Here is a 26,284-nt window from a genome sequence, read left to right as displayed (position 1 = left end):
CTTCTAGGCCTGCGTCAGCGGATACTGCTCTTTCAGCGTTTTCAGCACCTGGTCGCCCGGCATCGGCGCGCCGAACATGAAGCTCTGCACATATTCGCAGCCCATCTGGCGCAGCTCGAGCGCATCGCGCTCGTCGGAGATGCCCTCGGCGACGACAGACAGGCCGAGCTCATGCGCCATGTTGACCATGGATTTGAGCAGCACGGCGCGCTTGGGCGTGCTGTCGTCGACGAAGCTCTTGTCGATCTTGATGGTGTCGAAGGGGAACCGCGTCAGATAGGCGAGCGATGAATAGCCGGTGCCGAAATCGTCCAGCGACAGGCCAATGCCGAGCTGTTTCAGCTTGGTCAGCACATGGGCCGTCTGTTCGGGATTGTCCATGACCAGGGACTCGGTGAGTTCGAGCCGGAAGCAGCGCGGCTTCAAATTGGCGCGTGCGATCACGGAACGCACATCGCTGACCAGGTCGCGGCGGATGAGCTGGCGGCTGGACAGGTTGACCGAGACCGACAGCGGTGCGTCGCCGATCTGCTTTTGCCATCCTGCGAGATCCTCGGCCGCCTGCTGCATGGCGAACAGGCCAAGCTGCACAATCAGCCCGCAGCTTTCGGCGACCGGGATGAAATCGGCCGGCGGGATCATGCCGCGGCGCGGATGGTCCCAGCGCAGCAACGCTTCGAAGCCGGCAACGCTGCCGTCCTCGAGCCGCACGATCGGCTGGTAGGCAAGCGTGAATTCGCGCCGCTCAATGGCGCGCCGCAGGTCGGATTCGAATTGCAGCCGATCTGTGCCGACGGTGCGGAAAGCCGGGCGGAACGGCTCGATCCTGTCGCCGCCAAAACGCTTGGCCTGATGCATGGCGAGCTCGGCGTCCTTGACCATGTCCTCCGCCGAGGTCTGCGCCGAGGTCCAGGTGATCAGCCCGATCGAGGCGGTCAGCACGATCTCGCGCTTGGCAAAGGTGATGGGGTTGTTGATCGCGTGCTTGATGGCATCGGCCACGCCGGCGATGCGGGCGGGATCCTGCTCCGACAGCAGCATCAGGGCGAACTGGTCGCCGGCGAAGCGCGACAGCGAATCCTTCGGCTTCAACAGCCGGTGCAGGCGGCGCGCGATGGTGAGCAGGATGGTGTCGCCGGCCGAGATGCCGAGCCCGTCATTGACCTGCTTGAAGCGGTCGATGTCGATGACGAAGACGGTCGGACGCACCTTCTCCTCGGTGCGGGCGATCGAGATGATCGCCTCCAGCCGGTTCATGAACAATTCGCGGTTCGGCAGGCCGGTCAGGTTGTCGTGCACGGCGTCGTGCAGCAGCCTCTCCTCGGATTTCTTCTGTTCGGTGACGTCGACCATGGTGCCGACGCAGCGGATCACCTCGCCGTCCGACCCGATGACCGGGCGCGCGCGCAGGGCAAACCAGTGATAGTGCCCGTCGGCGCCGCGCAGGCGGAAATTCTGCGCCACCTTGCCGCGGCGATGTTCCAGAACGACGTCGAGCGTCGTGCGGAACGTGTCGCGGTCATCGGCGTGCAGCACCGGCAGCCAGTTGCGCGCGGCACCGCCCAGGCTGTTGGGAGCAAGGCCGAGCTGGATGCTGACATCGGGTTTGGTCACCACGCGGTCGCGCAGCACGTCCCAGTCCCACACCGTATCGCCCGACCCCGCGACGGCCAGCGCCTGTCGCTCGAGGTCGGAGAACAGCCCCTGATGCAGCGCACCGCCTGCAAAGGCGTGCTGCATGACGGTGAAGCCGATCAAGAGGATGATCAGGATCAGCCCGCCGCCAAGTGCTGGCTGGGCGATGTCGTTGTCGAGCATGCCGGTGATCGCCATCCATGACCCGCATAGCCATAACAGCACCATGACCCAACTGGGCACCAGCATGATGGCGCGGTCATAACCACGAATGCCGAGGAAGATGATCAGGCCGAGCCCGGTCAGCGCCGTGGCGGCAAACGAGATGCGGGCGATGCCGGCGGCGACCGCCGGATCGACGATGGCGACGCCGGCGATCAGCAGCAGGCCTAGAATCCAGACCAGGGCGCCATAACTGAAATGGCCGTGCCACCGATTGAGGTTGAGATAGGCGAACAGGAAGACCACGAAGGTCGCCGCCAGCGCCACCTCCGTTCCGGCTCGCCACATCTGCTCGTTGCCGGGCGAAATCTCGATGACCTTGTTGAGGAAGCCGAAATCGACGCAGATATAGGCAAGCACCGCCCAGGCGAGGGCTGCCGTCGCCGGGAACATCGACGTTCCCTTGACGACGAACAGGATGGTCAGGAACAGCGCCAGAAGGCCGGCAATGCCGATGACGATGCCGCGAAACAGCGTGTAGGAATTGACCGAGTCCTTGTAGGATTCCGGATCCCAGAGGTAGACCTGCGGCAGCTTCGGCGAGGCAAGCTCGGCGATGAAGGTGATCACCGTGCCGGGGTTCAGCGTCACCCGGAACACGTCGGCATCGGGGCTGGTCTGGCGGTCGAGTGCGAAGCCTTCGCTGGGCGTGATGGCGGCGATGCGCGTCGAGCCGAGATCCGGCCAGAAGATGCCGGAATTGACCAGCCGGAAATGCGGCGCGACGATCAGCCTGTCGAGCTGCTGGTCGGTGGTGTTGGCGAGCGCGAACACCGCCCAGTCGCCGGTCGAGCGGGCGTCGTTGGCTTCGACCTCGATGCGCCGCACGATGCCGTCCGGCCCGGGCGCGGTCGACACCTGGAAGTTCTCACCCTGATTGCGGTAGATCTCGACGGCGCGCGAAAGGTCGAGCGCGACATCGTCGCGGGCAATCTTGATGGGTTCTACGGCAAAGGCCGACGAAGCCGCGCACAGCGTCAGCATCGTCGCCAGCAGAAAGGCGAACAGCGGTCCGTTTCGCAGGAAATTCGTCAAAAATCAGTCCTTCGTTCCAGCGCCCGGCGGATCGTCGGCGATCCGGGCGTAGAGGTAATGGTCCTGCCAGATGCCGTTGATCCTGAGATAGGATCGCAGAAGTCCTTCGCGCCGGAATCCGGCTTTTTCAAGCACGCGGATCGACCTGATATTGTCGGGAATACAGGCGGCTTCGATCCGGTGCAACCTCAGCGTATCGAAGGCGAAGCGGGCCACCACCTTGACCGCGTCGGTCATCAGGCCACGGCCGCCGAAGCGTTCGCCGATCCAGTAGCCGACATGGCCGCTTTGCGAGACGCCGTGACGTATGTTGCCGAGCGTGATGCCGCCGGCGAGCTTGCCGCTCGACTTCTCGAAAATGAAGAAGGCGATCGCGGTTCCCTGTGCATAGTCCTCGCGATAGCGGCTGATGCGCAGGCGCCATGCCGTGCGGTCGAGTTCGTCGGGGGTCCAGCGCGGTTCCCACGGCTCCAGGAACGCCCGGCTTTCGCCGCGCACCGCCGACCATTCGCGGTAGTCGCTGGTGAACGGCACGCGCAGCGTGACGAGGCTGCCCTTCAGTGCCGGCAGGTCACGGCGAAAGAAAGGGAGCGCGAACACGGCGCTTGGGACTTAGACGGCGAGCCTGCGGGCCGTGGTCTGTGTACCCGGAAGCGAATCGAGGATCGCCTCGTATGGTGCCAGCGTACCCACGGGCCCGACAGCGGTAAGCGTCGGCTTGGTCGAGAACATCCGCGACGACAGGTCGGTCAGGCGCTCGATCGTCAGCGCCGCCAGCCGCTCCATCAACTCTTCCTTTGCGATCGGACGGCCGAAAAGCAGCAGTTGGCGCGCGATCTGCGAGGCACGGCTGGCCGGACTTTCGGCGGACATGATCAACCCGGCGCGATACTGGGCGCGCGCACGGTCGAGTTCTTCTTGAAGGATGCTCTCGCCGGCCTTCTGCAACTCGTCAATGATGACAGGCACCAGCTTGGCGATGTCGCTTTGCCCCGTGGCGGCATGGACGCCGAATATGCCCGTATCGGAAAAACCCCAGTGGAAGGCATAGACCGAATAGCACAGGCCGCGTTTCTCGCGGACTTCCTGGAACAGACGCGACGACATGCCGCCGCCCAGAATCATCGACAGCACCTGCGAGGCGTAGAAATCGCGCACATGATAGGCACGGCCCTCGAAGCCCAGCACGATCTGCGCGTCCATCAGGTCGCGGTCCTCACGGAAATCGCCGCCGACATATTGCGCGTATTGCGGAATGGTGCTGTCGGCCTTGCTGCGGAAGCCGCCGAGCCGGTTTTCGACCTCGCGCACGAACTTGTCGTGCTTGATGTCGCCGGCCGCCACGATCACCATCCGCTCGGCGCCATACTGGCGTTCGATGAAATCGTGCAACTGCTTGGAGGTGAAGGATTTTACCGTTTCGGGCGTGCCCAGGATCGAGCGGCCGATGGTCTGGTGGCGGAAGGCCGTCTCGGTGAAACGGTCGAAAACGATGTCGTCGGGCGTGTCGTGCGCGGCGCCGATCTCCTGCAGGATGACGTGCTGCTCGCGCTCGAGTTCCTGCGGGTCGAATTCGGACTCCTGCAGGATGTCGGACAGGATGTCGACGGCCAGCGGCACGTCGTCGGAGAGCACCCTGGCGTAGTAGGAGGTGGTCTCGACGCTGGTGGCGGCATTGATCTCGCCGCCGACGTCCTCGATTTCCGAGGCGATCTCGAAGGCGCTTCGCCGCTTCGTCCCCTTGAACGCCATGTGTTCGAGCAGATGGGCCATGCCATGCTCTTCTTCGCGTTCATTGCGGGCACCCGACTTGACCCAGGCACCCAAGGCAACCGATTCGATACTTGGAAGGGTTTCGGTGGCGACTGTCAGGCCGTTCGACAGACGGCTTACCTCAACACCCATATGGCTCGTACTCCCTAACGCGCCGCCCGCGCACGGCGGCTGACGTAATCTTCCACCATTTTCAGGTCGGATGGAAGTACCGTGTATTTTTCCTCAAATGTCATCAATCCCCCTAGCCATGCGGGCAGGGCGGGCGAGACACCGCTGGCGGCCTCGACGGCGGCCGGGAATTTCGCCGGATGTGCAGTGCCCAGCACCACCATCGGCACGGCGCCCGATGCTTTGCCGGCCGCGACATACATGGCCGCGGCGGTGTGCGGATCTAGAAGATAATTGCTGCCCGCGAGCGTCGAGCGGATGGTGGCGGCGACCTCGTCCATATCGGCGCGGCCGGCATCGAATTCGGACCGCATCCCGGCAATTTCCCGGGCTTCGATGGTGAAAGCGCCCGATTGCTTCAGGCCGGCCATGTAGCGCCGCACCGTCGCCGCATCGCGGTTTGATGCCTCGAAAAGCAGGCGTTCGAAGTTCGAGGAAACCTGGATGTCCATCGACGGCGAGGTGGTCACAAAGACACCCTTGGTGCGGTATTCGCCGGTCGCGAAGGTGCGAGCCAATATGTCGTTGTCGTTGGTGGCGATGACCAGCCGGTCGATCGGCAGGCCCATCTTCTTGGCGGCGTAGCCGGCGAAGATATCGCCGAAATTGCCGGTCGGCACGGTAAAGGAGACCGGCCTGTCCGGTGCGCCGAGCGACAATGCCGAGGAGAAATAATAGACGATCTGGGCCATGATGCGCGCCCAGTTGATCGAATTGACCCCCGACAGCGACACCCGGTCGCGAAAGCCGTGATCGTTGAACATATCCTTCAGCAGGCCCTGACAGTCGTCGAAATTGCCTTCGATCGCCAGTGCATGGACATTTTCAGCCTTCGACGTGGTCATCTGCCGCTGCTGCACCGGCGAGACGCGGCCATGCGGGAACAGGATGAAGATGTCGGTGCGGCTGCGCCCGGCAAAGGCGTCTATGGCCGCGCCGCCGGTATCGCCCGACGTGGCGCCGACGATGGTGGCATGCTGGCCGCGTTCGGCAAGCACATGGTCCATCAGCCGGGCAAGCAATTGCATCGCCACGTCCTTGAACGCCAGCGTCGGCCCATGGAAGAGTTCGAGGACAAAAGTGTTGGCGCCGGTCTGGACCAGCGGGCAGACAGCCTCATGGCGGAAGGTGGCATAGGCTTCGCGGACCAGGCGCTCGAAGACCGGTGCGGCGATCTCGCCGCCGAGGAACGGCGTCAGCAGGCGGATTGCAAGGTCAGGATAGGCAAGGCCACGCATGGCGCGGATCTCGGATGACGAGAAGTGTGGCCATTCGCGCGGCACATAAAGCCCGCCATCGCGCGCCAGGCCGGCCAGGACGGCGTCGGAAAATCCAAGCGCGGGCGCTTCCCCGCGGGTACTCACATAGTGCATGTCACAGATCCGTTTGCCGCCTGTTTTTCCGTTCACCACAAGGTGGTTAATTTCTGCACCGGCTGTAGTCGCATTTTTGCCGCGCGGTTGATATACGTCACCAGCTTTGCGAGAGGGAAGTGCAGTTTCATGGCGTTTCGTATATCAAGTGGTCGCTTTTTGGCGGGTCTCGCGCTCACGGGCTTTATGCTTGCCGCCGCCGGCTGCCAATCCGGCGACAATGGCATCTTGAACCTCGGTTTCGGCAAGAAGGACCCGACGGCGCCACCGCCGCCGCAGGACCCCAAGGTGCTGGCCAGCCAGCTGAACGCCTACTGCCCAAGGGTGACGGTGCGCGATGGCACGGCGTTCTTCAACACCTATGTCAACGAGGCCCGGAAGCCCAAGCCGAAGCTCAAGAAGACCGGCGACGCCGCTGCGGATGCAGCGGCCCAGGCAGCGGCTGACGCCGCCGCCGCTACACCGCCCGACGATTCGGCGAGGATCATTTATCAGGCATCGATCAGCGACGTGACCCGCGATTGCAGCCGTGCCGACGGACAACTGACGATGACGATCGCGGTTGCCGGCAAGATCGTACCAGGGCCGAAATTCACTCCGGGCACCATCACCATGCCGATCCGTACCGCGGTGATGCACGGCACCGACGTGCTTTATTCGCAAATCCACCAGTATCAGGTCCAGGTCACCGATCCCTCGGTCGCGACCCAGTTCGTCTTCACCGATTCCAATATTGTCGTACCGGCGCCGACGGCTGCGGACTATCAGGCCTATGCCGGTTATGATGAAACCGCGCCCAAGGCTACAACCGACAAGTCGAAGCGCAAGAAGAAGAAAGCCGCGGCAACGAACTGAGCGGCCCTCAGCGTGGCGTGCGTCCGGTCGGGCGCACGCAGCTCAAGCATTCGCAGACCACTCCGACAGCGCCGCGATAACGCTTTTCAACTCCGCCCACCGCCGGATCACCGTTTCGGCGCCGGCCTCCGTCAGGGCATCGGCATGGCCGGGATAGCTGTGGCTCGCGCCCGTAAAACCGATCACGCGCATACCGGCGGCCGTGGCGCCGGTGACGCCGTGCACGGAATCCTCGATGACGAAGGTGTTCGCCGGGTTGGCGCCGAGCTTTTCGGCGGCATGCAGGAACACGTCCGGGGCCGGTTTGGTCTTTCCGGTCGGCGTCTCCAGCGCCGAGAAGATGCGTCCGGCGAAGAATGGCAGCAGATGCACCTTCTCCAGCATGAACTCGATCCGCTCCGAACGTGAATTGGAGCAGATGCAGCGTTGCGTCGTGACCGAGGCGACCGCTTCCCGCACGCCTTCGATGGCACGAACGTCGCTGCGCAGTTTGCGGTCGACCAGTTCCTCGGCGCGATCGATCAACGAGACCTGGAACGGGATCTTGGACTTCTCCTCGATCCGCATCAGTATGTCCTTGAAGGTCAGGCCCGCATAGGTCTCGGCAATCTCCTCCGCCGAGACTTCATATCCGGCCAGGGTGATCAATTCGGCCTCGACCCGTGCGGCGATGATTTCGGAATCGACGAGCACGCCGTCGCAATCGAAGATGACAAGGTCTGGCTGGGGCATGATGATCCGGACGATGGAGGATGGAGAAATGGCCGCTCAGGGCTCAAGCGGCGCGGCATACACCAATGGGCACGCCTTCGCAAACTCCTGCGCCGGATCGATAAAGCTTCACCGAATATTTACGCTGATCGGTAACCATAACGGGGAGTAAACAGTAACGCGTGCCTTGGGTATAAAAATGTCAGCCGTGCGTCTTCTCGACGAGCTCTCCCATGCTCCCCAGCAATCCGAATGGCTGGACACGATCCTGAAAGGCGACTGTGTCGCGGCGCTCGACCGCCTGCCGGAAAAGTCGATCGACGTCATCTTTGCCGATCCCCCCTACAATCTGCAGCTCGACGGCGATCTGCACCGTCCCGACCAGTCCAAGGTCGACGCGGTCGACGACGACTGGGACCAGTTCGAGAGCTTCGAAGCCTATGACGCCTTCACCCGCGCCTGGCTGCTGGCGGCGCGCCGCGTGCTGAAGCCCAACGGCACGATCTGGGTCATCGGCTCCTACCACAACATCTTCCGGGTCGGCGCCAAGATGCAGGATCTCGGCTTCTGGATCCTCAACGACGTGGTCTGGCGCAAGACCAATCCGATGCCGAATTTCCGCGGCCGCCGCTTCCAGAACGCGCATGAGACGATGATCTGGGCCTCGCGCGATCAGAAGGGCAAGGGCTATACCTTCAACTACGAAGCGCTGAAGGCGTCGAACGACGATATCCAGATGCGCTCCGACTGGCTGTTCCCGATCTGCACCGGCGGCGAGCGCTTGAAGAACGACAATGGCGACAAGCTGCATCCGACACAGAAGCCCGAGGCGCTGCTTGCCCGTATCATGATGGCCTCGACCAAGCCGGGTGACGTCGTGCTCGACCCGTTCTTCGGCTCCGGCACGACGGGTGCCGTGGCCAAGCGCCTCGGCCGCCACTTCGTCGGCATCGAGCGCGAGCAGGCCTATATCGACGCCGCCAATGAGCGCATCGATGCCGTGCGGCCACTCGACGAAGCGGATCTCACCGTGCTTACCGGCAAGCGCGCCGAGCCGCGCGTCGCCTTCGTCAGCCTGATCGACACCGGTCTGGTGACGCCCGGTGCCACGCTCTATGACGCCAAGAAGCGCTGGGCCGCCAAGGTTCGCGCCGACGGCACCGTGGCGATCGGCGACAGCGCCGGCTCGATCCACAAGATCGGCGCCGAGGTGCAGGGGCTGGACGCCTGCAATGGCTGGACCTTCTGGCATTATGAGCGCAGCGGCGGACTTACCCCCATTGACGAACTGCGCCGCATCGCCCGCCTCGGCATGGAGCGGGCAGGGGGCTGACTCCTGCCGCTTATTCGTTGATTCAAAGTCTCAACGGATCGCCGCAAGCGATAGAGATCACGCCTTTATTCCGAACCGTTCAAGATCCGCTTGAAGCGTTCTGGCATCGGTGAACAGCACCGCTTTCCAGCCGGCCGCCTTGGCGCCGTCGACATTCTTCTGGCTGTCGTCGATGAACAGCGTCGCGGACGGTTCGAGGCCGAACGCCGCCACGTGATGGTCGTAGATGTCGCGGTCGGGCTTGATCTTGCCGATATCGCCCGACACTGTCACGCCGCGCGGACGGTTGAGAAAATCGAAGCGCTGCTGGGCTTCGGCCAGCGTGTCGGAGGCGAAGTTGGTCAGCATGGTGACATCATGGCCGCTTTCGATCAGGCCGAGCATGATGGCGACGCTGTCGTCATAGGCATGCGGCACCATGTCGTTCCAGTAGCGGCGGAAGTTACGGATGTTTTCCGCGTGCCCGGGATGGTCAGCAATCAGCAGCGCCTCGGCCTCTTGCCAGGTCCGGCCGCGATCCTGCTCGAGGTTCCAGTCATGCGTGCAGACATTGTCGAAGAACCACTTTCTCTCGTCAGCATCGGGAATGAGGCGGCTGAACGGAATGTTTGGATCGTAGTGGATCAGCACCTGGCCGATGTCGAAAACGATGTGGCGGATTTCAGTCATGGAGCCTCTTTGTACCTGATGGCGACGGTTTTTTCGTCGCGCCGGGAATCGCAGCCTCGATTGCCTTTTTCATGACAGTCGGCAGCGCCTCGCCGGAAATCTCACTGGCAGGCGACCAGAAGTGCCCGGCCACCGCACCACCTTTGATGTGGGCGTGAAAGACTTCGAGTTCGAGCGCGAAATGGGTGAAGACATGCGTGATTGACCCGGCGTGCCGCCAGGCGCCGGGAAAGGGCGCCGCCGCTTGCGTGGTGGCGCCGTCCACCCGCGCTGTCCAGGCGGTGGTCGGCACTTCCGTCATGCCGCCGAGCAGCCCCTTTTCCGGGCGCTTGCGCAAAAGAATGGCGCCGTCCTCACGCGTGGCCACGAAAGCCGCGCCGCGCCGCAGCGGTTTGTTGGCTTTTGGCAGCCGCACCGGGAAATTCTCGGGGTCGCCTGCAATGACGGCGCTGCAGTCCTCGCGCAGCGGGCACAGCATGCAGCGCGGCCGGCGTGGCGTGCAGATCGTGGCGCCGAGATCCATCATCGCCTGGGCGAAGTCTCCCGGTCGCGTCGCCGGCACCATGCGCTCGACCTGGGCCCGTATCTCGGCCTTGGCTTCGCTGAGCGGCGTCGTGATCGAAAACAGCCTTGAGATGACGCGTTCGACATTGCCGTCGACAACGGCCGCCGGGCGGTCGAAGGCAATCGCCGTTATTGCCGCCGACGTATAGGCGCCGATGCCGGGCAATTCTCGAAGTCCGGTCTCGGTGTCGGGAAACCGGCCGCCGCGTGCCGCCACCAGATCGGCACAGGCCTTGAGGTTGCGGGCGCGGGAATAGTAGCCGAGCCCGGCCCAGGCTTTCATCACATCCTCGGTCGGCGCCGCGGCCAAGGCTTCGACATCGGGCCATTTCTCGACAAAGGCGCGGAAATAGGATTTCACCGCTTCGACGGTGGTCTGCTGCAGCATCACCTCGGACAGCCAGATACGGTAGGGGTCGGGCCGCACGCCGCGTGCATGCTCGCGCGGCGTCACGCGCCACGGCAGTTCGCGATGATGCGCGTCGTACCAGGCGACCAGCCGTGACGCCGTATCGTCGGCCTTGGCTCTGCTGGTCTGGGCCTTGCGGGTCTGGTCTGCTGGTGCCATTGATCTTGCGTAGGCTTGGCCGGTGTCTGCTGGGTCGTGGCTGGAGAACGCACATGGCAGGGAAAAGGCCCTTCGGCAATCCCGTTCCGGTGAGCGACCTCGCCACCGAGATCCTCGACCCGGTGCTGCGCAAGCGGGCAGGCATCTCGATCGGTCTCGTCCAGTCCTGGGAAGAGATTGCTGGCCCGCGCCTGGCCATTCACTCGCGGCCCGAAAAGATCCAGTGGCCGCGCCGCCTGCACGAGGACGATCCATTCGAGCCGGCCGTGCTGGTCATCGCCTGCGAAGGCATGGCCGCGCTTCACCTGCAGCACGAGACCGGCGAGATCATCAACCGGGTCAACGCCTTCCTGGGCTTTATCGCGATAGGCCGCATCAGGATCGTGCAGAAGCCGGTGACTTCTGGAAAAGCCCGGCCCAAACCTGCTCTCAGGCCACTGAGCGCGGCGGAAAAGGCGAAATTGGCCGATACAGTCGGATTGATCGAGGATGACGGACTGCGCGCCTCACTGGAAAGGCTGGGTGCGACCATTTTGGGCACAAGGAAAGCCTAGTTCTGACTGGAAACAGTCATAGGTTTGTCGTTAATCTCGCGCATTCGTGATCACCCTTGTCAGGTTTCGCGATTGGATTGGGGACAGGGATGCCTTAATTCGCGCCAACTCTCGCTTTTTCGTGTCTTTGCATTGCAAAATTCAACCCTTATCAGGTGATTCGTATGAGCCGCACCCCGTTTGGCCAAAGCTTCTCTCGCAGAAACGTCCTGACTTCGCTGGCCGCCATTCCGGCGGTGGCCCTGCTCGCGGCCTGCAGTGATTCCGGCGAACAGGCCAAGGCGGCGGATGTCAAGCCCGCGGACCCGGCAACGCCCGCGAAGCCGGCCACGCCCGCGGCGGTCCAGGTGCCGGAGGCGCAAGGCACGGTGGATATGGCCGAATTGTTGAAGCCGGGTGCGCTGCCCGACAAGCAGCTCGGCAAGGACGACGCCAAGGTCACCATCGTCGAATACGCTTCGATGACCTGCCCGCACTGTGCGCATTTCGCCGAGACCACCTTCCCGGATTTGAAAACCAAGTACATCGATACCGGCAAGGCCCGCTACATCCTGCGCGAATTCCCGTTCGATCCGAGCGCCGAGGCGGGTTTCATGTTGGCACGCTGCGCCAAGGATAACTATTTCCCGATGGTCGATGTCCTGTTCCGGCAGCAGGCGAACTGGGTCGGCGTGTCCAACACCAAGGATGCGCTGCTGCAAATCTCCAAGCTTGCCGGTTTTACACAGGAGTCCTTCGAGGCCTGCTTGACGGACCAGAAACTTCTGGACGATGTGAGATCGGTCCAGAAGCGTGGCGCCAATGAATTCAAGGTCGACTCGACACCGACCTTCTTCATCAACGGTAAGACCTACAAAGGGGCGATGTCGATTGAGGAAATGTCGGCCATCATCGACCCTCTGCTCTGACATCGGCTCAGCGCTGAAGCGGCAGCGCTCCGGCGCTGCTTGCCTTTCTATCTGTTCGCGCGCCATGCGCCCTATCGCAAAACTTCGGTACACTTTTGCGCAACCGGTGTATGAGGCGCGTGAATGAAGTTTTCGCGCCTCCGCCTTCTTGGTTTCAAGTCCTTCGTGGAACCCGGCGAGTTCGTCATCGAACGCGGCCTGACCGGCATTGTCGGGCCGAACGGGTGCGGCAAGTCGAACCTCGTCGAGGCGCTGCGCTGGGTGATGGGCGAAAGCTCCTACAAGAACATGCGCGCGTCCGGCATGGACGACGTGATCTTTTCCGGCTCGGGCACGCGTCCCGCCCGAAACACCGCCGAAGTCACGCTTTTCCTCGACAACAGCGACCGCTCGGCACCATCCGCCTTCAATGATGCCGACGAGCTGCAGGTGTCGCGCCGCATCGAGCGCGAGGCGGGCTCCCTCTACCGCATCAACGGCAAGGAAGCACGCGCCAAGGACGTGCAGCTTCTGTTCGCCGATCAGTCGACCGGTGCACGCTCGCCTTCGATGGTCGGGCAAGGCCGTATCGGCGAACTGATCCAGGCCAAGCCGCAGGCCCGTCGCGCCCTGCTCGAAGAGGCGGCCGGCATTTCCGGCTTGCACACCCGCCGCCACGAGGCGGAACTGAGGCTGAAGGCCGCCGAACAGAATCTCGAACGCCTGGACGACGTCGTCGGCGAACTGGAAAGCCAGATCGAAAGCCTGAAGCGCCAGGCGCGCCAGGCTTCGCGCTTCAAGAACCTGTCCGCCGACATCCGCAAGGCCGAAGCAACGCTCTTGCACCTGCGCTGGACGCTGGCCAAGACGCAGGAAGGCGAGGCGCGTTCGGCGCTGGCTACGGCCACGGCGCTCGTTGGCGACCGCGCCGCCACGCAGATGAACGCGGCCAAGGAGCAGGGCATCTCCGCCCATCGCTTGCCTGACCTGCGCGACGCGGAAGCCGCGGCCGCAGCCGCCTTCCAGCGGCTGTCGATCGCCAGGTCGCAGATCGAGGAGGAAGCCGGCCGCATCCGCACCCGTCAGGCCGAACTCGAGCGCCGGTTGCAGCAGCTCGACGGCGACATCGCCCGCGAAGAGCGGATGGTGCGCGACAACGCCGACGTTCTCGAGCGCCTGCGCGCGGAAGAGGCCGCGCTGAACTCCGAAAACGCTGGTGCCGCGGAGCGCGAGGCCACCACCCGCGCGGCATTCGAACAGGCCGCCTCGACGCTGGCGCAAAGCGAAGCCAAGCTCGCCGCGCTGACCGCCGAGCGCGCGGAGGCTGCCGCCTCGCGCCATCAGATCGAACGCACTTTGCGCGAAACCGCCGAGCGGCGCGATCGCTTCGCCCGCCAACTCGCCGATGTCGACCGCGAATTGTCGGACATCCTCGCCAAGGTGGCCGGCCTGCCGGACCCGGCCGAGAAACAGATCCTGGTCGAACAGGCGCTGGCGTTGCTGGAAGAGTCGGAGGCCGCGGCGGAGCAGGCCGAGCAGTCGGTCATCGACGCTCGTGGCGCCGAAAGTGCCGCGCGTCCGCCGCTTCAGGACGCCAGGGCGGAACTGGCGCGGATCGAGACCGAAGCGCGTACGCTGGCCAAGATCCTGAACGCGGCCAGCGGCGATCTCTTCCCTTCCGTGCTGGAGCAGATCAGCGTCGAGCGCGGCTTCGAGACGGCTCTTGGGGCGGCCCTGGGCGAAGATCTCGACGTGCCGCTCGACCGCAACGCGCCGGCGCATTGGGGCGAAAGCGAAATCCAGCCCGGCGACGCCGCGCTTCCGGAAGGGATCAGGAGCCTTGCCAGCATGGTTCGCGCGCCGGCACAGCTTGCCCGCCGCCTGGCGCAGATCGGCATCGTCGAGGCCGCTGACGGCCGCCGGTTGCAGGGGCTTCTGGCTCCCGGCCAGCGCCTGGTCAGTCGTGAGGGCGCGCTGTGGCGCTGGGACGGCCTGACCGCCAGCGCCGATGCACCGACCGCCGCGGCACAAAGGCTGGCGCAGAAGAACCGGCTTGCCGAACTCGATGCCGAAGCGGTGCAGGCGACGCTCGTCCTGCGCCAGGCCGAGGAGGCGCTGGCACAGGCCGAGCAGGCCCTCCGCCAGGCAAGCGAAGCGGAGCGGACCACGCGCCAGGCCGGACGCGAGGCCCAGCATCGGTTGGATGCCGCTCGCAATGCGCTGGCCGAGGCGGAAAAGGCCGGCGGTGAGCTGTCGAGCCGGCGTGCCGCGCTGGACGAGGCGCGTGCCCGCATAGTCGACAGCCACGAGGAGACGTCGGCGGCTTTCGTCGAGGCCGAGATGTTGTTGCAGGACGCGCCGGATCTCGGCGACCTGCAATTGCAGCTCGAACAATCCTCGGCCAATGTCTCTCGCGACCGCGCCGCACTGGCCGACGCGCGCGCCGTCCATGAAGGCTTGCGGCGCGAAGCCGAGGCACGCACTCGGCGTCTGGATGCCATCGGCGCCGAGCGCGGCAACTGGCTGGCGCGTGCTGAAAACGCCTCGACCCAGATCGCCTCGCTCGGCGAACGCAAGGCGGAGGCCGAGGCCGAGCGCGAACGGCTGGCCGATGCGCCCGACGAGATCGACGCCAAGCGCCGTGCATTGCTGTCGCAACTCACCGAGGCCGAGACTTTGCGCAAGGCGGCCGCCGACCGTCTGCAGGAGGCGGAGAACAGGCAGGCCGAACTGGACAAGGCGGCCACATCAGCCATCCAGTCGCTGGCCGAAGCGCGCGAAACCCGCGCCCGCGCCGAGGAACGGCTGACGGCGGCGGACGAGCGCCGGCTGGAAGTCGAGGCGCGCATCCAGGAAACGCTGAACACGCCGCCGCATCTGGTCATCCGCCACACCGGCCTGGAAGCCGACGATCCGATGCCCGAGATGCCCGAGATCGAACGCCAGTTGGATCGGCTGAAAATCGAGCGCGAGCGGCTCGGCGCCGTCAATTTGCGCGCCGAGGAAGAGCAGAAGGAGCTTTCCGAGCGCCTGGAGACCATCGTGTCGGAGCGCGAAGACATCATCGAAGCGATCCGCAAGCTCAGGCAAGCAATCCAGAGCCTCAACCGTGAAGGCCGCGAGCGGCTGCTGGCCGCCTTCGATGTGGTCAACAGCCATTTCCAGCGGCTGTTCTCACACCTGTTCGGCGGCGGCACGGCGGAATTGCAACTGATCGAATCCGAGGATCCGCTGGAGGCGGGACTGGAGATTCTTGCCCGCCCACCCGGCAAGAAGCCGCAGACCATGACGCTGCTGTCGGGCGGCGAGCAGGCGCTGACGGCGATGTCGCTGATCTTTGCGGTGTTCCTGACCAATCCGGCGCCGATCTGCGTGCTCGACGAAGTCGACGCGCCGCTCGACGATCACAATGTCGAGCGCTTCTGCAATCTCATGGACGAGATGGCCAAGACCACCGAGACACGGTTCGTCATCATCACCCACAATCCCATCACCATGGCGCGCATGGACCGGCTGTTTGGCGTGACCATGGCCGAGCAGGGCGTCAGCCAGTTGGTCTCCGTCGACTTGCAGGCCGCGGAGGCGATGCGCGAGGCAAGCTGACGCCGACAGCGCCGCGGCCGTAGGAACTCAATCAGCCGTCATCCGGACCGCCTTTGTCGTGACGCCCCCGTCGCGTCCTGACCCTCGCGCTGCTGCCGCTGGTGCGCGAGGCGAATTTTCCCGTTTTTAGGGAAGGTTGTTGTCCGTCAAAGCGGGTTTCGCTTCATTTCGGCAAGGATAAGCTCTCGCCATCAATTGGAGCGGCTTGACGATGACAGACCCAGACACCGGGATTCTTCGTATGCCTGACGATCCGGCGGACCTGGCGACGCGGCCACGGATACGCGCGGACATGCCGGGGCAAGGCACGTGCGGGCGCATCTGTGCGACGTGTCCGAAGCGAAACCTGAACTGCGCCTCGTCGGTCCTCGACAGTGTCGCCACGAGGCGAAGCACGCAGTGAAAAAACGGCAGGGCGGCACCGTGGAATGCACCGCCCCGTCGGATGAGCAATCAGGCGGCGAGCCAGGCCTTGGTGAAATCCTGCTCGTAGGCCTGATGCATCTGATAGCCCATCAAGGCGGGTTTCATATGGCAGAACAGCTTTCGCCAGTAAGGCTGAACGATGATGCCGGACTCCTGCAACATCACCTGCAATTCCTTCATCACCGCCCGACGCTGGTCCGGATCGGCGATGGCGTTGGCCTTGTGAACCTTGGCATCGAACGCGGCATCGGCGAAACCCGTCTCGTTCCATGCCGAGCCGCTCTGATAGGCGAGAGCATAGGTCTGGATGCCGAGCGGGCGGGCATTCCAGTTGGTCGTGGCGAAAGGATATTTCGTCCAGTCGTTCCAGAACGCCGATTCCGGGATGACGGTACGCTTCACCTTGAAGCCGGCGTCGCGCATCTGCTGGGCAACCACGTCGGAACTTTCCTTGCGGTAGTCGGCTTCGACCGAGATCAGGTCGAACTCGAAATCGAGCTGGCCGGCTTCCGCGAGCAATGCTTTCGCCCGGGCCGGATCCCGCTTGATCGGCGGCAGTTCGGCATGTTCGGGATGCATCGGGCCGACGTGATCGTTCTGCGCCACGATGCCCATGCCGTTGGCGCCCAGTTGCAGCACCGCCTCGTTGTCGACCGCAAGCTGGATGGCATTGCGCACGCGCTTGTCGTCATAAGGCTTGGCGTTGACGTTGCAGCGCGAGACGATCGTGGCGGCGGTGACGATCTCGCTCTTCTTCAGGCCCAGTCCGTCGAGCATGGCGACGTCATAGGATTGCGTCTGGCCGTTCAGATCGATCTCGCCGGATTCGAATGCGGAGACGGTGGCGGCCGAGTCGGTGCCGTAGTCGATCCAGTCGATACCATCCAGGAACACCTCGCCGCCCCACCAGGAGCCTTCAGGCCGCCTGCGCACGGAGGCCGCGACGCCGACATCGAGCTTCTTGAGCTCAAAGGGGCCTGTGGAGATCGGGTTGGCGGACAGGGCTGCCTGTTTCGGATTGAACGTGCGATGCACGATCAGCGCCGGGTAGTCGGTCAGCGCTGGAATTATGGTGATATCGGGTTGCGACAGTTTCAGCACCACTGTGTGGTCGTCACGAACCGTGATGGCGCCGGTGCGGGCGGCTTTGGTTTCGGGATCGATAAGCGACGTCATGCGGCCGGCCATCGAATTGCCGGCGGCCCCCTTCTCACACCAGCGCGTGACGTTGAAGGCGACGTCGTCGGCGGTGAAATCGTCGCCATTCGACCATTTCACGCCAGGGCGTACCTTGAGCACATATTCCGTGGCATCCGTATTGATTTCCCAGCCCTGCAGCAGCACCGGCTCGAAGGTGAAATCCGGCTTCCAGCGCACCAGCGGCTCGAGAAACTGCATGGCGATGTTGCCCATCTGCGAAACCTTGAAACTGCGCGGATCCTCCATCTCCATCACCTGCATGGCGACGCGCACGATTCCGCCCTTTCTGGGTTGGGCCGCGTCGTCGGCCAGGGCCGGAACCGGCTGGCCGATGAGCCCGTAGGCGACCGCCGTGCTGGCGCCGAAGGCGCTGGCCAGCGCCAGGAATTCGCGGCGGCTGAGCGCGCCGTTTTTGGCACCCCGCGCAAAGGCGTCGATCGCGGGATGAAGAGGCTTGGATGTCATATCGTTTCTCCCATTGTTGATTTTACGTCCAAATCGGGTGGAATGCCCTTGCCGCAACAGCGCTGGGCACGGTCTTTTGTTGGAAACCGCGAGCGGCCGAGCCGATGCGGCGAGGGGGAAACAGGATGAATCTTCTGACGGCCATGCGGGTCTTCGACCGGGTCTGCCTGCTGGGCAGCCTCTCGGCGGCGGCGCGCGATCTCAACATGTCGACGACGGCGGTCAGCCGGACGATCAAGGAGCTGGAAGAGGATCTTGGCGTGCGTCTCATCAACCGCACGACCCGGCGCCTCAGCCTCACCGAAGCCGGGCGCGACTATGCACCGCGGGCCCGCAGCCTGCTGGACGAGATTTCGGAACTGCAGGATTCGACGCGCGGCCTGCACAAGGAGACGCGCGGCCTGATCCGGGTTTCCTGCTCCAATGTCCTTGGCCACACGCGCATCACCAAGCTGGTGCCGAAATTCCTCGAGGAGAACCCGCTGACCACCATCGAATTCGATCTGACAGCGCGCTACGTCGTCGGCATCGTCGAGGAGGGTTATGATGTTGCCATCCGTTTCGGCGGCCAGGCCGATTCCGCTCTGATTGCGCGGCGCCTGGGCGAAGTCCGCAACTATGTCTGCGCCACGCCGGATTATTGGGACAGAAACGGCCGACCGACCCATCCGGACCAACTGGCAAGCCATTCCTGCGTCTTGAGCAATTTCGCCAAGCGGCTCGGCACGTGGCCCTTCATAGGGCCTGACGGGCCGTTTGACGCACCGATCGGCGGGCGCATCTCGACCAACAGCGTCGAGGCCGCCTATCAGATGACGATCGCCGGCTTCGGCATCGGCAACCTGCCGAGCCTCCTGGTCGATGCGGCAATCCGCGATGGACGGCTGGAGATACGGCTCGACGAGTTTCGCCCGGATTCCAGCCCAATCTATGCCCTCTACCCACACCGGACCTATATCGCCGCCAAGGTCCGCGCCTTCGTCGATTTCCTGATCCGTGAGCTGTCGGCGGATTTTACCGCCTGAGGCGCGGCAGGGGCATCGCCAGTCGGCGCCAGCAAAGGCCCGGCGCGAACGCCAGGCCCCCCTTGCCCCCAACGGCAAACTCGGCGGTGTCATTTCCACCAGGCGGTGGTGTCGTACATCGGTCCCGGCTCCTCGAAGAGCTTCTCGTATTTGCAGAGCGCCGGCGTCTTGCCGAGCGCCACCGAGGCACCATCCTTGAACGCCCACTCGCCGCGTTGGGTCGAGTCGGCCCGCACATAGCTGGACAGGGCAAAGGCCCGGTCGTGCTGCGACAGGTTGGGCGAGGAGCCATGCACGGTAAGCAGCCCCCACATGGCGAGGTCGCCAGGCTCCAGGACCAATGGAACGATCGTCGCCGGGTCGATGCCGACCTTGCGCAATTCTTCCTCGGCGGTCAGCCCCTTCATCAACTCGCCCTTGCCTTCGTCGGACAGGCCGAGATAGCCGAGCTTGTGACTGCCAGGCACGACCTGAAGGCAGCCATTGTCGAGCGTCGCTCGGTCGACGGCGAGGCCCGTCGTCACTGTCGCATCGGCGACATTGTCGAAGGCGGCCTGGTTGCGGAAGCGCAGATCCTGATGGAAGCGATAACCAGTGACATTGGCCCCGGGTGGCTTCCAATGCAGCTGCTGGGCGATTTGCTTGATGTCACGCCCGATCAAGCCTTCGAGCAGTTTCAGGTAATTGGGATTGCGCCGGAATTGCTCGAAATAGGAATTGATCCAGGAAAACCAGTAGGCCTGCAGCACGTAGCGTTGGCCGAAATCCGACTCGGGCAGGATCTGGAAGTTGAGATTGCCGTCCCGGAAAGTAGCGTGATGCTTGAGCCCTTCGGCGTAGACGGCATCCGTTTCCTTCTTCAGGCGGACCATCTCGTCGCCGTCGACGAATTGTCGAACGACCGCGTATCCCTCCTCGCGGTACTGCTCCACCGCCTCGCGTGCCTGCTTGTCCGTCAGCATGTCCTTGGCTATCCCTGTCTGATGATCTCCAAGGATCGTAGCGAAGGGACCGCGGGCGATAAGCCACGGATTTTGGCATCGACTTTCCCGATAATCGCAAAAGTCGCGGCAAACTGAACCGGTCTTGGAGGGCGTCAGGCTGAAGCGCGTTGAATACGTGACAGTTCAAAACCGCCTTTGCCCGACAAGCTCTCTTCCGCCGGCCGGAACATGTCCTCGAAGTCGAGGTCCTCCTCGAAAACCACGCCTCCGACGGTCACGGCCAGGATCTCCTCGGCGCCCTGAGGGGAAAAATAGACCTGCGAGACACTGGCGCGGATACGCTCGCCAACCATCCTGGCTTCGGCCTCGTTCGTTCCGGGAAGGAAGACGCCGAACATCGACGCGCCTATGCGGCCGATGACGTCTTGCGAGCGCACGCAAGACCGGATGGTTGAGGCTATGAGACGCAAGGCTTCATCGCCCCAACTCAGGCCGAAGCGCAAGTTGATGGCGTTCAGATGCTCAGGATGAATGACCAGGAAGGCGCCCGATCGCTCGCCTGGAACGGAAGGCCTGATTGCCCGTCTCTCGATCAGCGACGTGAAGACCCTGCCGTTCAGGCAACCGGTCAGCGTATCGAAGGTAGCGGCCCTGTTGAGTTCCCGCCGGTAGCGACGGATCTCTGCCAGTTTCAGGCCTATGAACACAAAAAGCGGCAGGCAGATCACCAAAGGCAAAAGCGTTGCGGTGATCATGCCGCGCCCGAAAGGCGTCAGCGTCTCGCTGAACAACAGCAGATAGTTCAGGCTCAGGGAGACGCAAAGGCTGCCGATGGTTCCAAGGAAAGCCAACCAGCCGACTCTCCTCCATTCGTGATGGGCCGGGACATCAGCTGCTGCGTTGGACATGATCGATCTCCGTTGGATCGCCAAGCATAAGACCGGCAAGTTAGGATTTCGGTTTCAAAGAACAATACAATTTGAGGCGTCGGGATAGATCGCTCAGCTTTCTGGAGGCGATGCCGGCCTTTGCGGCGACTCCGGTTGCTGCCGCCTATGGGGAGCCGAAGATTCCCATCTCCGCCGTCCTGGCTGTTGCTTCGGCCTTGCCATAGATACCGCCCGGCAAGGCCAACGCCCAGCCATTCGACACGAGCCAGGCTCCGACATCCTGTTTGCCCAGCCTGCATGTCGCCGCGACAGGGAAGCGGTCGACCGACGGAGGCACGAAACAATTCAGCGCCCGCCCGCGCATCCAGTTGTTGAAAGCCGCACGCGCCCGCTGTCCACAAGGCCAGGCACTCTCGTGAAACAGGCAGATCCTGTCGGCTTCGACGCTCTGGGTTCCGCTGATGAACAGTTTCCGCCCCATGGAGTCGAAACCAGCCGAGGACGTGGCCACCGGATGATACAGCGGTGTTTCCCGCCAATCCCTGGGCATCGATGGCTTGGGTTGTGACGCGAGGCCGAGGTCGCCAAGGGGCAAGCGAGGTTCCACCCGCTCCACTTCTGACCCCACGACCTGCGGCGGTGCGATGAGATCCTCGGCAATCTTGCGGGCTGAATTGACGATCGATCGAACCGGGTGCCGCGCGACGTCGGCGCTGACGTCCGGGGCCGGGTCGGTGACGGTCCGCTCGACAGGGAACAGGGTCGCTGCCTTGACCAGCAGCAGGATGCCGACGAGAAGCTCGAGGCTTGCGACCGCGATCATCACGCGAAGGCGCCCCGCTTGTCCCGCCGGACCGCCCGCGCCCAATTCGCTAGAAGCTGGACGTCGATTTGGCAACCAGTTTGAGCGCACCTTTTTCAATCCGGTAAAACGGCATCGAGCGTTCGCTGGATCCATCCGCGCGGAACCTGAACAAGCCGGTCGATCCGCGAAATCCGTTCGGGTTCTCGAAAACCTGCCTGTTGAAGCCGGTCGGTCCGGCAGCGCTCGCGATGCCCGCGGTCAGGGCGACCATGTCATAGGCATAGGCGACATTGACGTCGGCCTGGTAGTTGAAGGTTGTCTTGAAACGATCCGAAATGGGGCCTGTTTCGTGTTGGTCGAGGGTCGCGATGTAGGCGCCTTCGAATAGTGGATTGGCCGGGTACTCCAGCCAGCGGTTCGTGCCAACCACGGAGGTCGATTTTCCAGGAATGCCTTTTGCCTTCAGGGCGATCAGGATTGGCGACGGATTGCTGTCGCCGCTGGCGACGACCACTGCATCGGGGGCGTCCACCAGCGAGCCCATGTCCGTCACCGCCTTTGTCGCGCTGTCGGCGCTCGTATAGGGTATGGTGATCGCAAGTGCGGCTCCGTACACGCTGAGGCTGTTGGCAACCCGCTTTTCGACGATGTCGGCACTCGCGCCCGCCGGCACCAGCAGGACGAACTTCTTGCCGCCCTTGGCCGCAATCGCGCCGGCGCCTGCAGCGGCGCTGTCTGCCTCGCTGAGACATACCGCATAGACGCCCGGGCCACCGGCAAAATTGTCCGCAAGAGCCAGAACCACCGGCCGGTTTGCGCCGGACAGTTTCGCGACATGCTGGGCCGCCGGCAGTTCGGTCGGACCGATGACCACTTTCGCTCCCGAAGTTATGGCCTTTACCGCCAGTTGCTGCGAGTAGGTCGCGTCTCCCTTCGTATCCTCGACGGTAAGCGTCAGCAGCGGGTTGCCGAGATCCGTCATCGCGAGCTTGGCGGCGTCGAGCATCTTTCTGCCGTTTTCGCCTGCGGATCCGGAGGCGGAGAGGGGCAGCAGCATGGCGACTTTTGTGGGGCCGGTGCCGAGAGACTGCGTTGCCATGCTTGCGTTGGCGACAGCAACAGCAGCCGGCTGATTGGGGGCCTGGATGGCAGCGGGGTCGAGCGCGTCTGACACCGCGCCTTTCGATTGGCAGCCGAGCAACGACATTGCCAGCGCGCAAGCGACCACGCACGTTCGCAAGCTGTGGACCTGCCGGTCAGATACCATTTTCTGCCGGCGCGCTCTCGCTGTTGCGGTCAGTTCATGTACTCGACCATACGGTCGTGAAAACACTCGCACTTGTTGAGCGTGTCTTCGTCCTTGTAGTTCGTCTTCAGGTAGCCGTAAGCCATGCCGCAGGCGACCTTGGCTTCCGATGCCCAGACGAAGACCGGCCGCGACGAGTTGATCCATTCCGGGCTCTTGGCGACGGCGATCGACTCATCCATCAGCTTCACGACCTGTTTCGTGAGGTCGACCGTGTTTTCGGTCAGCACGAGATTGGAGGTTCCAACGGTGCGGCAATAGTCGGCCGTCGGACCTTCGATGATGTCGGCGGCAAAGCCGGTGGATCCAGCCAAGAGCAGCGCCGCGGCCGTGCCCAGCAATCTTGAACGAATTTTCATGTAAGCCCCTCTCCAAATTGCCATTTCATGTTCCGCTAATGCATAGCATGGGAGCACAAGCACGCAGAAGTGTTAAATCGTGACATGCTGCTGCGTATGTGTTGCGTCGTCATAGAGGATGTTGATCGTACCGGCTGCGGGTGCGTTCTGCAGTACGGCCACATCCACGAAGTTTGCCGCGTTGCCCGAGCCGCTGGTATCGACGCTTACTGTGCTGGTCGCGCTGTTGTAATGCACATAGTCGGCGATGTTGCCAGCCGGCGCCTTGTCGAAAAGCGCCGTCAGGTCGATCTTATCCCCTTCGTCGCCATGGTAGTCGACGATCAGATCCTTGATGTTGAGATTGTCGATCTTGAACGTGTCGGCTCCCGAAGTGCCGTCCATGGCAACCGACGGCTGCGTCGAGGCAACCAGCGATGTATCGAGTTCCACCTCGACATAGTTGCCGCTCGTGCCGTCGGCCATCTGGAAAGTGCCGTTGCCGGTCACGGTCTGCCCGTCGATTTCGCCGACAGCCGCGTTCGCTGCCGTGCTGATGGAGACAATACCGTTGTCGGCGAGGTGCGACAATTCCCCGGTGTCGCTGATGCCGTTGGCATTGGCGTCCTGCCAGATCAGCAGGCTGCTGAACGCCGCGTCGTTGTGGTCGATGACGCCGTCATGGTTGCTGTCGAGCGATGCCAGTGCTGCCGCGCCGCTGGCGAAGTGGCCGCCATTGAAGTTCGGCGTGAACAGCTCCGTGCCATCGTCGATCTTGCCGTCATGGTTGAGGTCGACGGCCAGCATGCCATCATGGGATGTGTTCCAGGCAACCTGGTCCTTCGCCCCATCGCCGTTGATGTCGAACTGGACACCGTGGCTAAGGTCGGAGAAGGCGAACCCATCATGATTCAGGTCGAGGATGATGGGATCGGTAGCGCTGTTGTAGACGACAAAATCCGTGCTGGTAAGCGTGGTAAGCTGCCCAAGCGTGGTGATGTTTTCGAAGGTTGCGACCTGGGTACGGCCAGTAGCATCGCTCCAATTTGTGTCGAACCAGAGTTCGCCGTGCCCCGTGGTCGAGTTGAAGACAAGGACATAGGCGTTGGTTGCCGCTGCAGCTGTTGCCGCCGCAATTTGCACCGGGGTCTGTGCCGCGTCGATTCTAACGACATGCGCAGAGTCTCCAGCCGTGAGTGCGGAGATCGAGGTTCTGTTCGCAAAGTCGCTGGCGTTGAGAGCAGTGCCGGCGGAAGTTCCGATGGTGTTGACGAAATTGACGCTGCCGCTTCCGGTCGCCCCCGTGTCCAGCAGACCGATCTTGTCGGTGCCCGCCACGAAGTCCTTGATGGTATCCGTGTCGGTGTTTGTTGCCATCCGGAACTGATCGACACCGGTGCCGCCGGTTAGAGTGTCGTTGCCGACCCCGCCAACGAGGATGTCATTTCCATCGCCTCCGAAAAGAATGTCATTGCCCCCACTGCCGCTCAACTTGTCGCCGTTGGCTGTACCCTGCATGGTTTCGGCATCCGCAGTGCCCGTATACGTAACACCGTTGACAACGTGAACGTCCAGTTGCTGTGCCGTTGAGGTATCGCCGTCAGCGTCTTTTACTGTGACATTGAAGGTCAGATCGGCATTTTGTGCCGTCGTAGTGGTGCTGGCGAGACCGATATCGGAAATCTTGAACCCAAGATCATTGCTATCGGAACTCAGGTTTTGAGTGCCAGTACTCGCTCCGCCGGCACCGATGGCGCCGTTGAGGTTGATGGCCGTGCCGGTGATGCCTTCATCGGTCGGCGTGATTTGCGCGCCAACCAACACATAGTGCTGACCAGCAGTATTGTAATCGTTAGATTCGATGATCAAAAGCCCATCATTGTTGTCGAGCGTCACACTCGAGTAGATGCCTGGGCCAGAACCTGGGCCCTTAAAGATATCGGCATTCTCGACGTACATTGCCTTGGTCGTATAGGTTCCGGCCACCGTATCGTAGAGTTTCAGAATGACGATGAAGTCTTCGGAGTTCCCGATGCCATCGAACTTCAGGAACATCGAATCCACTTGGGCAGTGGGAGCCAAATTCGTAAGCCCGGTCGGATTCGTGGTAAAGAAGTCCATATCCATGACTTCACCCTTACCCATTGTGTCGCCGGCGACACCGTTTGCCGTACCGGAGATCGACACATAGGATGGAGCTTGGGTGATCAGTTCTCCGTCCACAAAAGTAAGCGGGTTGGCGTCGATTGAACCCGCTTTCAGGTTGTCGGCTCCAGTGCCACTGCCTGGTTCCGCGTAACCGGTAAACTGAATAAACAGGTTTGTGTTGACTTGCGCTACCGCCACGTCCGGCTGGCTATTGTCGACCGTCGAGGTTCCTTCGTGATAACCGGTGATCGACGACGAATTGCTCACCGTGCTGATCGTTACCGCCGAAATCGGGTCGGCTAGATCCACGGTATAAGTTCCCGCCACCTTGTCGAAAGTGATGGTGCCCGTCTCGTGGGTGGATGCTCCACCCGTGAGATAGTCGAAGCTGACATTGAACACGGCCGTTGTCGAGGTCTCGGAAGCCCAGGTCACGGTCGGCGACGTGATAGCGTTCCCGGCCACCGTACCGGCCAATGTGATGGCGGCAAAGTCAGAATTGACATTGCTGTACGTCGTATGTCCGTCAGCCCCGATTGCGTAGTCAAACACACCGGTTCCACTGACGGTCCCGCTGTTGGCGAAGTAGAGATCCGTCTTGTCGAGAACCACCGGGATGTCGTCGACGATTGAGATGACGATCGATGCCGGCGTGGCATCGCTGTCGCCGGTGGCGTCGGTGACCGCCATGGTGATTGTGTCGCTGAGCGGGTTGACCTCGCCCTGGCCGGTGTGGGTCAACGGACCGGTCAGCGTATAGGTATAGCCGTAGGTGACGACGCCG

General features: G+C 62.9%; 20 protein-coding genes. 6 read left to right on the top strand and 14 right to left on the bottom strand.

What is annotated here, in order from left to right; all coding sequences use genetic code 11:
• Window positions 1-3: 3 nt before the first annotated feature.
• Genes EN804_RS24120 through thrC form a run of 4 tightly spaced genes read right to left on the bottom strand, consistent with a single transcriptional unit; the run spans window position 4 to window position 6,209 of the window.
• Entirely contained in the window at window positions 4-2,892 is a 2,889-nt protein-coding gene (locus EN804_RS24120) for an EAL domain-containing protein (protein ID WP_127873126.1), read from the bottom strand.
• Window positions 2,893-2,895: 3 nt separating this feature from the next.
• Window positions 2,896-3,492, bottom strand: coding sequence for a GNAT family protein (locus EN804_RS24115; protein WP_135921546.1), 597 nt, complete (start codon window positions 3,490-3,492; stop codon window positions 2,896-2,898).
• Between the two features lie 12 nt (window positions 3,493-3,504).
• Complete coding sequence (locus EN804_RS24110) at window positions 3,505-4,797, bottom strand: pitrilysin family protein (protein ID WP_135921545.1); 1,293 nt, start codon at window positions 4,795-4,797, stop codon at window positions 3,505-3,507.
• Window positions 4,798-4,811: 14 nt separating this feature from the next.
• Entirely contained in the window at window positions 4,812-6,209 is a 1,398-nt protein-coding gene (gene thrC / locus EN804_RS24105; protein ID WP_135881518.1) for a threonine synthase, read from the bottom strand.
• 129 nt (window positions 6,210-6,338) lie between these two features.
• On the opposite strand from thrC, the gene EN804_RS24100 reads away from it, so the two are divergent.
• Complete coding sequence (locus tag EN804_RS24100) at window positions 6,339-7,064, top strand: hypothetical protein (protein ID WP_127278138.1); 726 nt, start codon at window positions 6,339-6,341, stop codon at window positions 7,062-7,064.
• A 42-nt stretch (window positions 7,065-7,106) separates the two neighbouring features.
• Here the strand turns inward: EN804_RS24100 and EN804_RS24095 are convergent, their stop codons facing one another.
• A complete protein-coding gene (locus EN804_RS24095; protein ID WP_127278139.1) occupies window positions 7,107-7,796 on the bottom strand; it encodes an HAD family hydrolase in 690 nt (229 codons plus the stop codon).
• A gap of 178 nt (window positions 7,797-7,974) precedes the next feature.
• Between EN804_RS24095 and EN804_RS24090 the strand changes: the two genes are divergently transcribed.
• A complete protein-coding gene (locus EN804_RS24090; protein WP_127278140.1) occupies window positions 7,975-9,108 on the top strand; it encodes a site-specific DNA-methyltransferase in 1,134 nt (377 codons plus the stop codon).
• Between the two features lie 57 nt (window positions 9,109-9,165).
• Here the strand turns inward: EN804_RS24090 and EN804_RS24085 are convergent, their stop codons facing one another.
• Window positions 9,166-9,777: an HAD family phosphatase gene (locus tag EN804_RS24085; protein WP_135921544.1), complete on the bottom strand. Its 612-nt coding sequence runs from the start codon at window positions 9,775-9,777 to the stop codon at window positions 9,166-9,168.
• Entirely contained in the window at window positions 9,770-10,909 is a 1,140-nt protein-coding gene (gene mutY, locus EN804_RS24080) for an A/G-specific adenine glycosylase (RefSeq protein WP_135921543.1), read from the bottom strand. Before mutY ends, EN804_RS24085 begins: the two co-directional genes overlap by 8 nt.
• A gap of 53 nt (window positions 10,910-10,962) precedes the next feature.
• Here mutY and EN804_RS24075 point away from each other — a divergent pair, with 53 nt between their 5' ends.
• The 3 genes from EN804_RS24075 (at window position 10,963) to smc (ending at window position 15,953) form a co-directional block, all read left to right on the top strand.
• A complete protein-coding gene (locus EN804_RS24075; protein ID WP_127278143.1) occupies window positions 10,963-11,463 on the top strand; it encodes a DUF721 domain-containing protein in 501 nt (166 codons plus the stop codon).
• Between the two features lie 164 nt (window positions 11,464-11,627).
• The gene (locus tag EN804_RS24070; protein WP_127278144.1) at window positions 11,628-12,371 is read left to right on the top strand and encodes a DsbA family protein; all 744 of its coding nucleotides are present in this window, start codon (window positions 11,628-11,630) and stop codon (window positions 12,369-12,371) included.
• Between the two features lie 123 nt (window positions 12,372-12,494).
• A complete protein-coding gene (smc, locus tag EN804_RS24065; protein ID WP_135921542.1) occupies window positions 12,495-15,953 on the top strand; it encodes a chromosome segregation protein SMC in 3,459 nt (1,152 codons plus the stop codon).
• Window positions 15,954-16,406: 453 nt separating this feature from the next.
• Here the strand turns inward: smc and EN804_RS24060 are convergent, their stop codons facing one another.
• Complete coding sequence (locus EN804_RS24060) at window positions 16,407-18,044, bottom strand: ABC transporter substrate-binding protein (RefSeq protein ID WP_135921541.1); 1,638 nt, start codon at window positions 18,042-18,044, stop codon at window positions 16,407-16,409.
• A gap of 125 nt (window positions 18,045-18,169) precedes the next feature.
• Between EN804_RS24060 and EN804_RS24055 the strand changes: the two genes are divergently transcribed.
• Window positions 18,170-19,069: a LysR family transcriptional regulator gene (locus EN804_RS24055; RefSeq protein ID WP_135921540.1), complete on the top strand. Its 900-nt coding sequence runs from the start codon at window positions 18,170-18,172 to the stop codon at window positions 19,067-19,069.
• Window positions 19,070-19,158: 89 nt separating this feature from the next.
• On the opposite strand, the gene EN804_RS24050 is transcribed toward EN804_RS24055, so the two are convergent.
• The 6 genes from EN804_RS24050 to EN804_RS24025 all read right to left on the bottom strand — a co-directional run.
• Window positions 19,159-20,031, bottom strand: a complete 873-nt coding sequence (locus EN804_RS24050; RefSeq protein ID WP_189343688.1) for a phytanoyl-CoA dioxygenase family protein — start codon at window positions 20,029-20,031, stop codon at window positions 19,159-19,161.
• Window positions 20,032-20,165: 134 nt separating this feature from the next.
• Window positions 20,166-20,921 carry a GGDEF domain-containing protein gene (locus EN804_RS24045; RefSeq protein WP_135921539.1) on the bottom strand — a complete coding sequence of 252 codons (756 nt, stop codon included), beginning with the start codon at window positions 20,919-20,921 and terminating at the stop codon, window positions 20,166-20,168.
• Between the two features lie 145 nt (window positions 20,922-21,066).
• Window positions 21,067-21,816: a thermonuclease family protein gene (locus EN804_RS24040; RefSeq protein ID WP_246693482.1), complete on the bottom strand. Its 750-nt coding sequence runs from the start codon at window positions 21,814-21,816 to the stop codon at window positions 21,067-21,069.
• A complete protein-coding gene (locus EN804_RS24035) occupies window positions 21,776-22,975 on the bottom strand; it encodes a penicillin-binding protein activator (RefSeq protein WP_135921538.1) in 1,200 nt (399 codons plus the stop codon). Before EN804_RS24035 ends, EN804_RS24040 begins: the two co-directional genes overlap by 41 nt.
• A gap of 29 nt (window positions 22,976-23,004) precedes the next feature.
• Window positions 23,005-23,373 (bottom strand): hypothetical protein, encoded by a 369-nt coding sequence (locus EN804_RS24030; protein ID WP_127873133.1) that lies wholly within the window; start codon window positions 23,371-23,373, stop codon window positions 23,005-23,007.
• A gap of 72 nt (window positions 23,374-23,445) precedes the next feature.
• Window positions 23,446-26,284, bottom strand: a 2,839-nt coding sequence (locus EN804_RS24025) for a type I secretion C-terminal target domain-containing protein (RefSeq protein ID WP_145972889.1), incomplete at its 5' end; no start/stop codon positions are given.

It is taken from the genome of Mesorhizobium sp. M8A.F.Ca.ET.161.01.1.1, assembly GCF_004792105.1.
Taxonomy (GTDB): domain Bacteria; phylum Pseudomonadota; class Alphaproteobacteria; order Rhizobiales; family Rhizobiaceae; genus Mesorhizobium.
This window is presented reverse-complemented; position numbering and strand designations above follow the sequence as displayed.

Coding starts and splice junctions, on each gene's coding strand:
- EN804_RS24090 (WP_127278140.1), top strand. CDS start 7,975: ATGTCAGCCGTGCGTCTTCTCGACGAGCTCTCCCATGCTCCCCAGCAA.
- EN804_RS24100 (WP_127278138.1), top strand. CDS start 6,339: ATGGCGTTTCGTATATCAAGTGGTCGCTTTTTGGCGGGTCTCGCGCTC.
- mutY (WP_135921543.1), bottom strand. CDS start 10,909: ATGGCACCAGCAGACCAGACCCGCAAGGCCCAGACCAGCAGAGCCAAG.
- EN804_RS24055 (WP_135921540.1), top strand. CDS start 18,170: ATGAATCTTCTGACGGCCATGCGGGTCTTCGACCGGGTCTGCCTGCTG.
- EN804_RS24070 (WP_127278144.1), top strand. CDS start 11,628: ATGAGCCGCACCCCGTTTGGCCAAAGCTTCTCTCGCAGAAACGTCCTG.
- thrC (WP_135881518.1), bottom strand. CDS start 6,209: ATGCACTATGTGAGTACCCGCGGGGAAGCGCCCGCGCTTGGATTTTCC.
- smc (WP_135921542.1), top strand. CDS start 12,495: ATGAAGTTTTCGCGCCTCCGCCTTCTTGGTTTCAAGTCCTTCGTGGAA.
- EN804_RS24075 (WP_127278143.1), top strand. CDS start 10,963: ATGGCAGGGAAAAGGCCCTTCGGCAATCCCGTTCCGGTGAGCGACCTC.
- EN804_RS24085 (WP_135921544.1), bottom strand. CDS start 9,777: ATGACTGAAATCCGCCACATCGTTTTCGACATCGGCCAGGTGCTGATC.
- EN804_RS24030 (WP_127873133.1), bottom strand. CDS start 23,373: ATGAAAATTCGTTCAAGATTGCTGGGCACGGCCGCGGCGCTGCTCTTG.
- EN804_RS24110 (WP_135921545.1), bottom strand. CDS start 4,797: ATGGGTGTTGAGGTAAGCCGTCTGTCGAACGGCCTGACAGTCGCCACC.
- EN804_RS24050 (WP_189343688.1), bottom strand. CDS start 20,031: ATGCTGACGGACAAGCAGGCACGCGAGGCGGTGGAGCAGTACCGCGAG.
- EN804_RS24095 (WP_127278139.1), bottom strand. CDS start 7,796: ATGCCCCAGCCAGACCTTGTCATCTTCGATTGCGACGGCGTGCTCGTC.
- EN804_RS24045 (WP_135921539.1), bottom strand. CDS start 20,921: ATGTCCAACGCAGCAGCTGATGTCCCGGCCCATCACGAATGGAGGAGA.
- EN804_RS24035 (WP_135921538.1), bottom strand. CDS start 22,975: ATGGTATCTGACCGGCAGGTCCACAGCTTGCGAACGTGCGTGGTCGCT.
- EN804_RS24060 (WP_135921541.1), bottom strand. CDS start 18,044: ATGACATCCAAGCCTCTTCATCCCGCGATCGACGCCTTTGCGCGGGGT.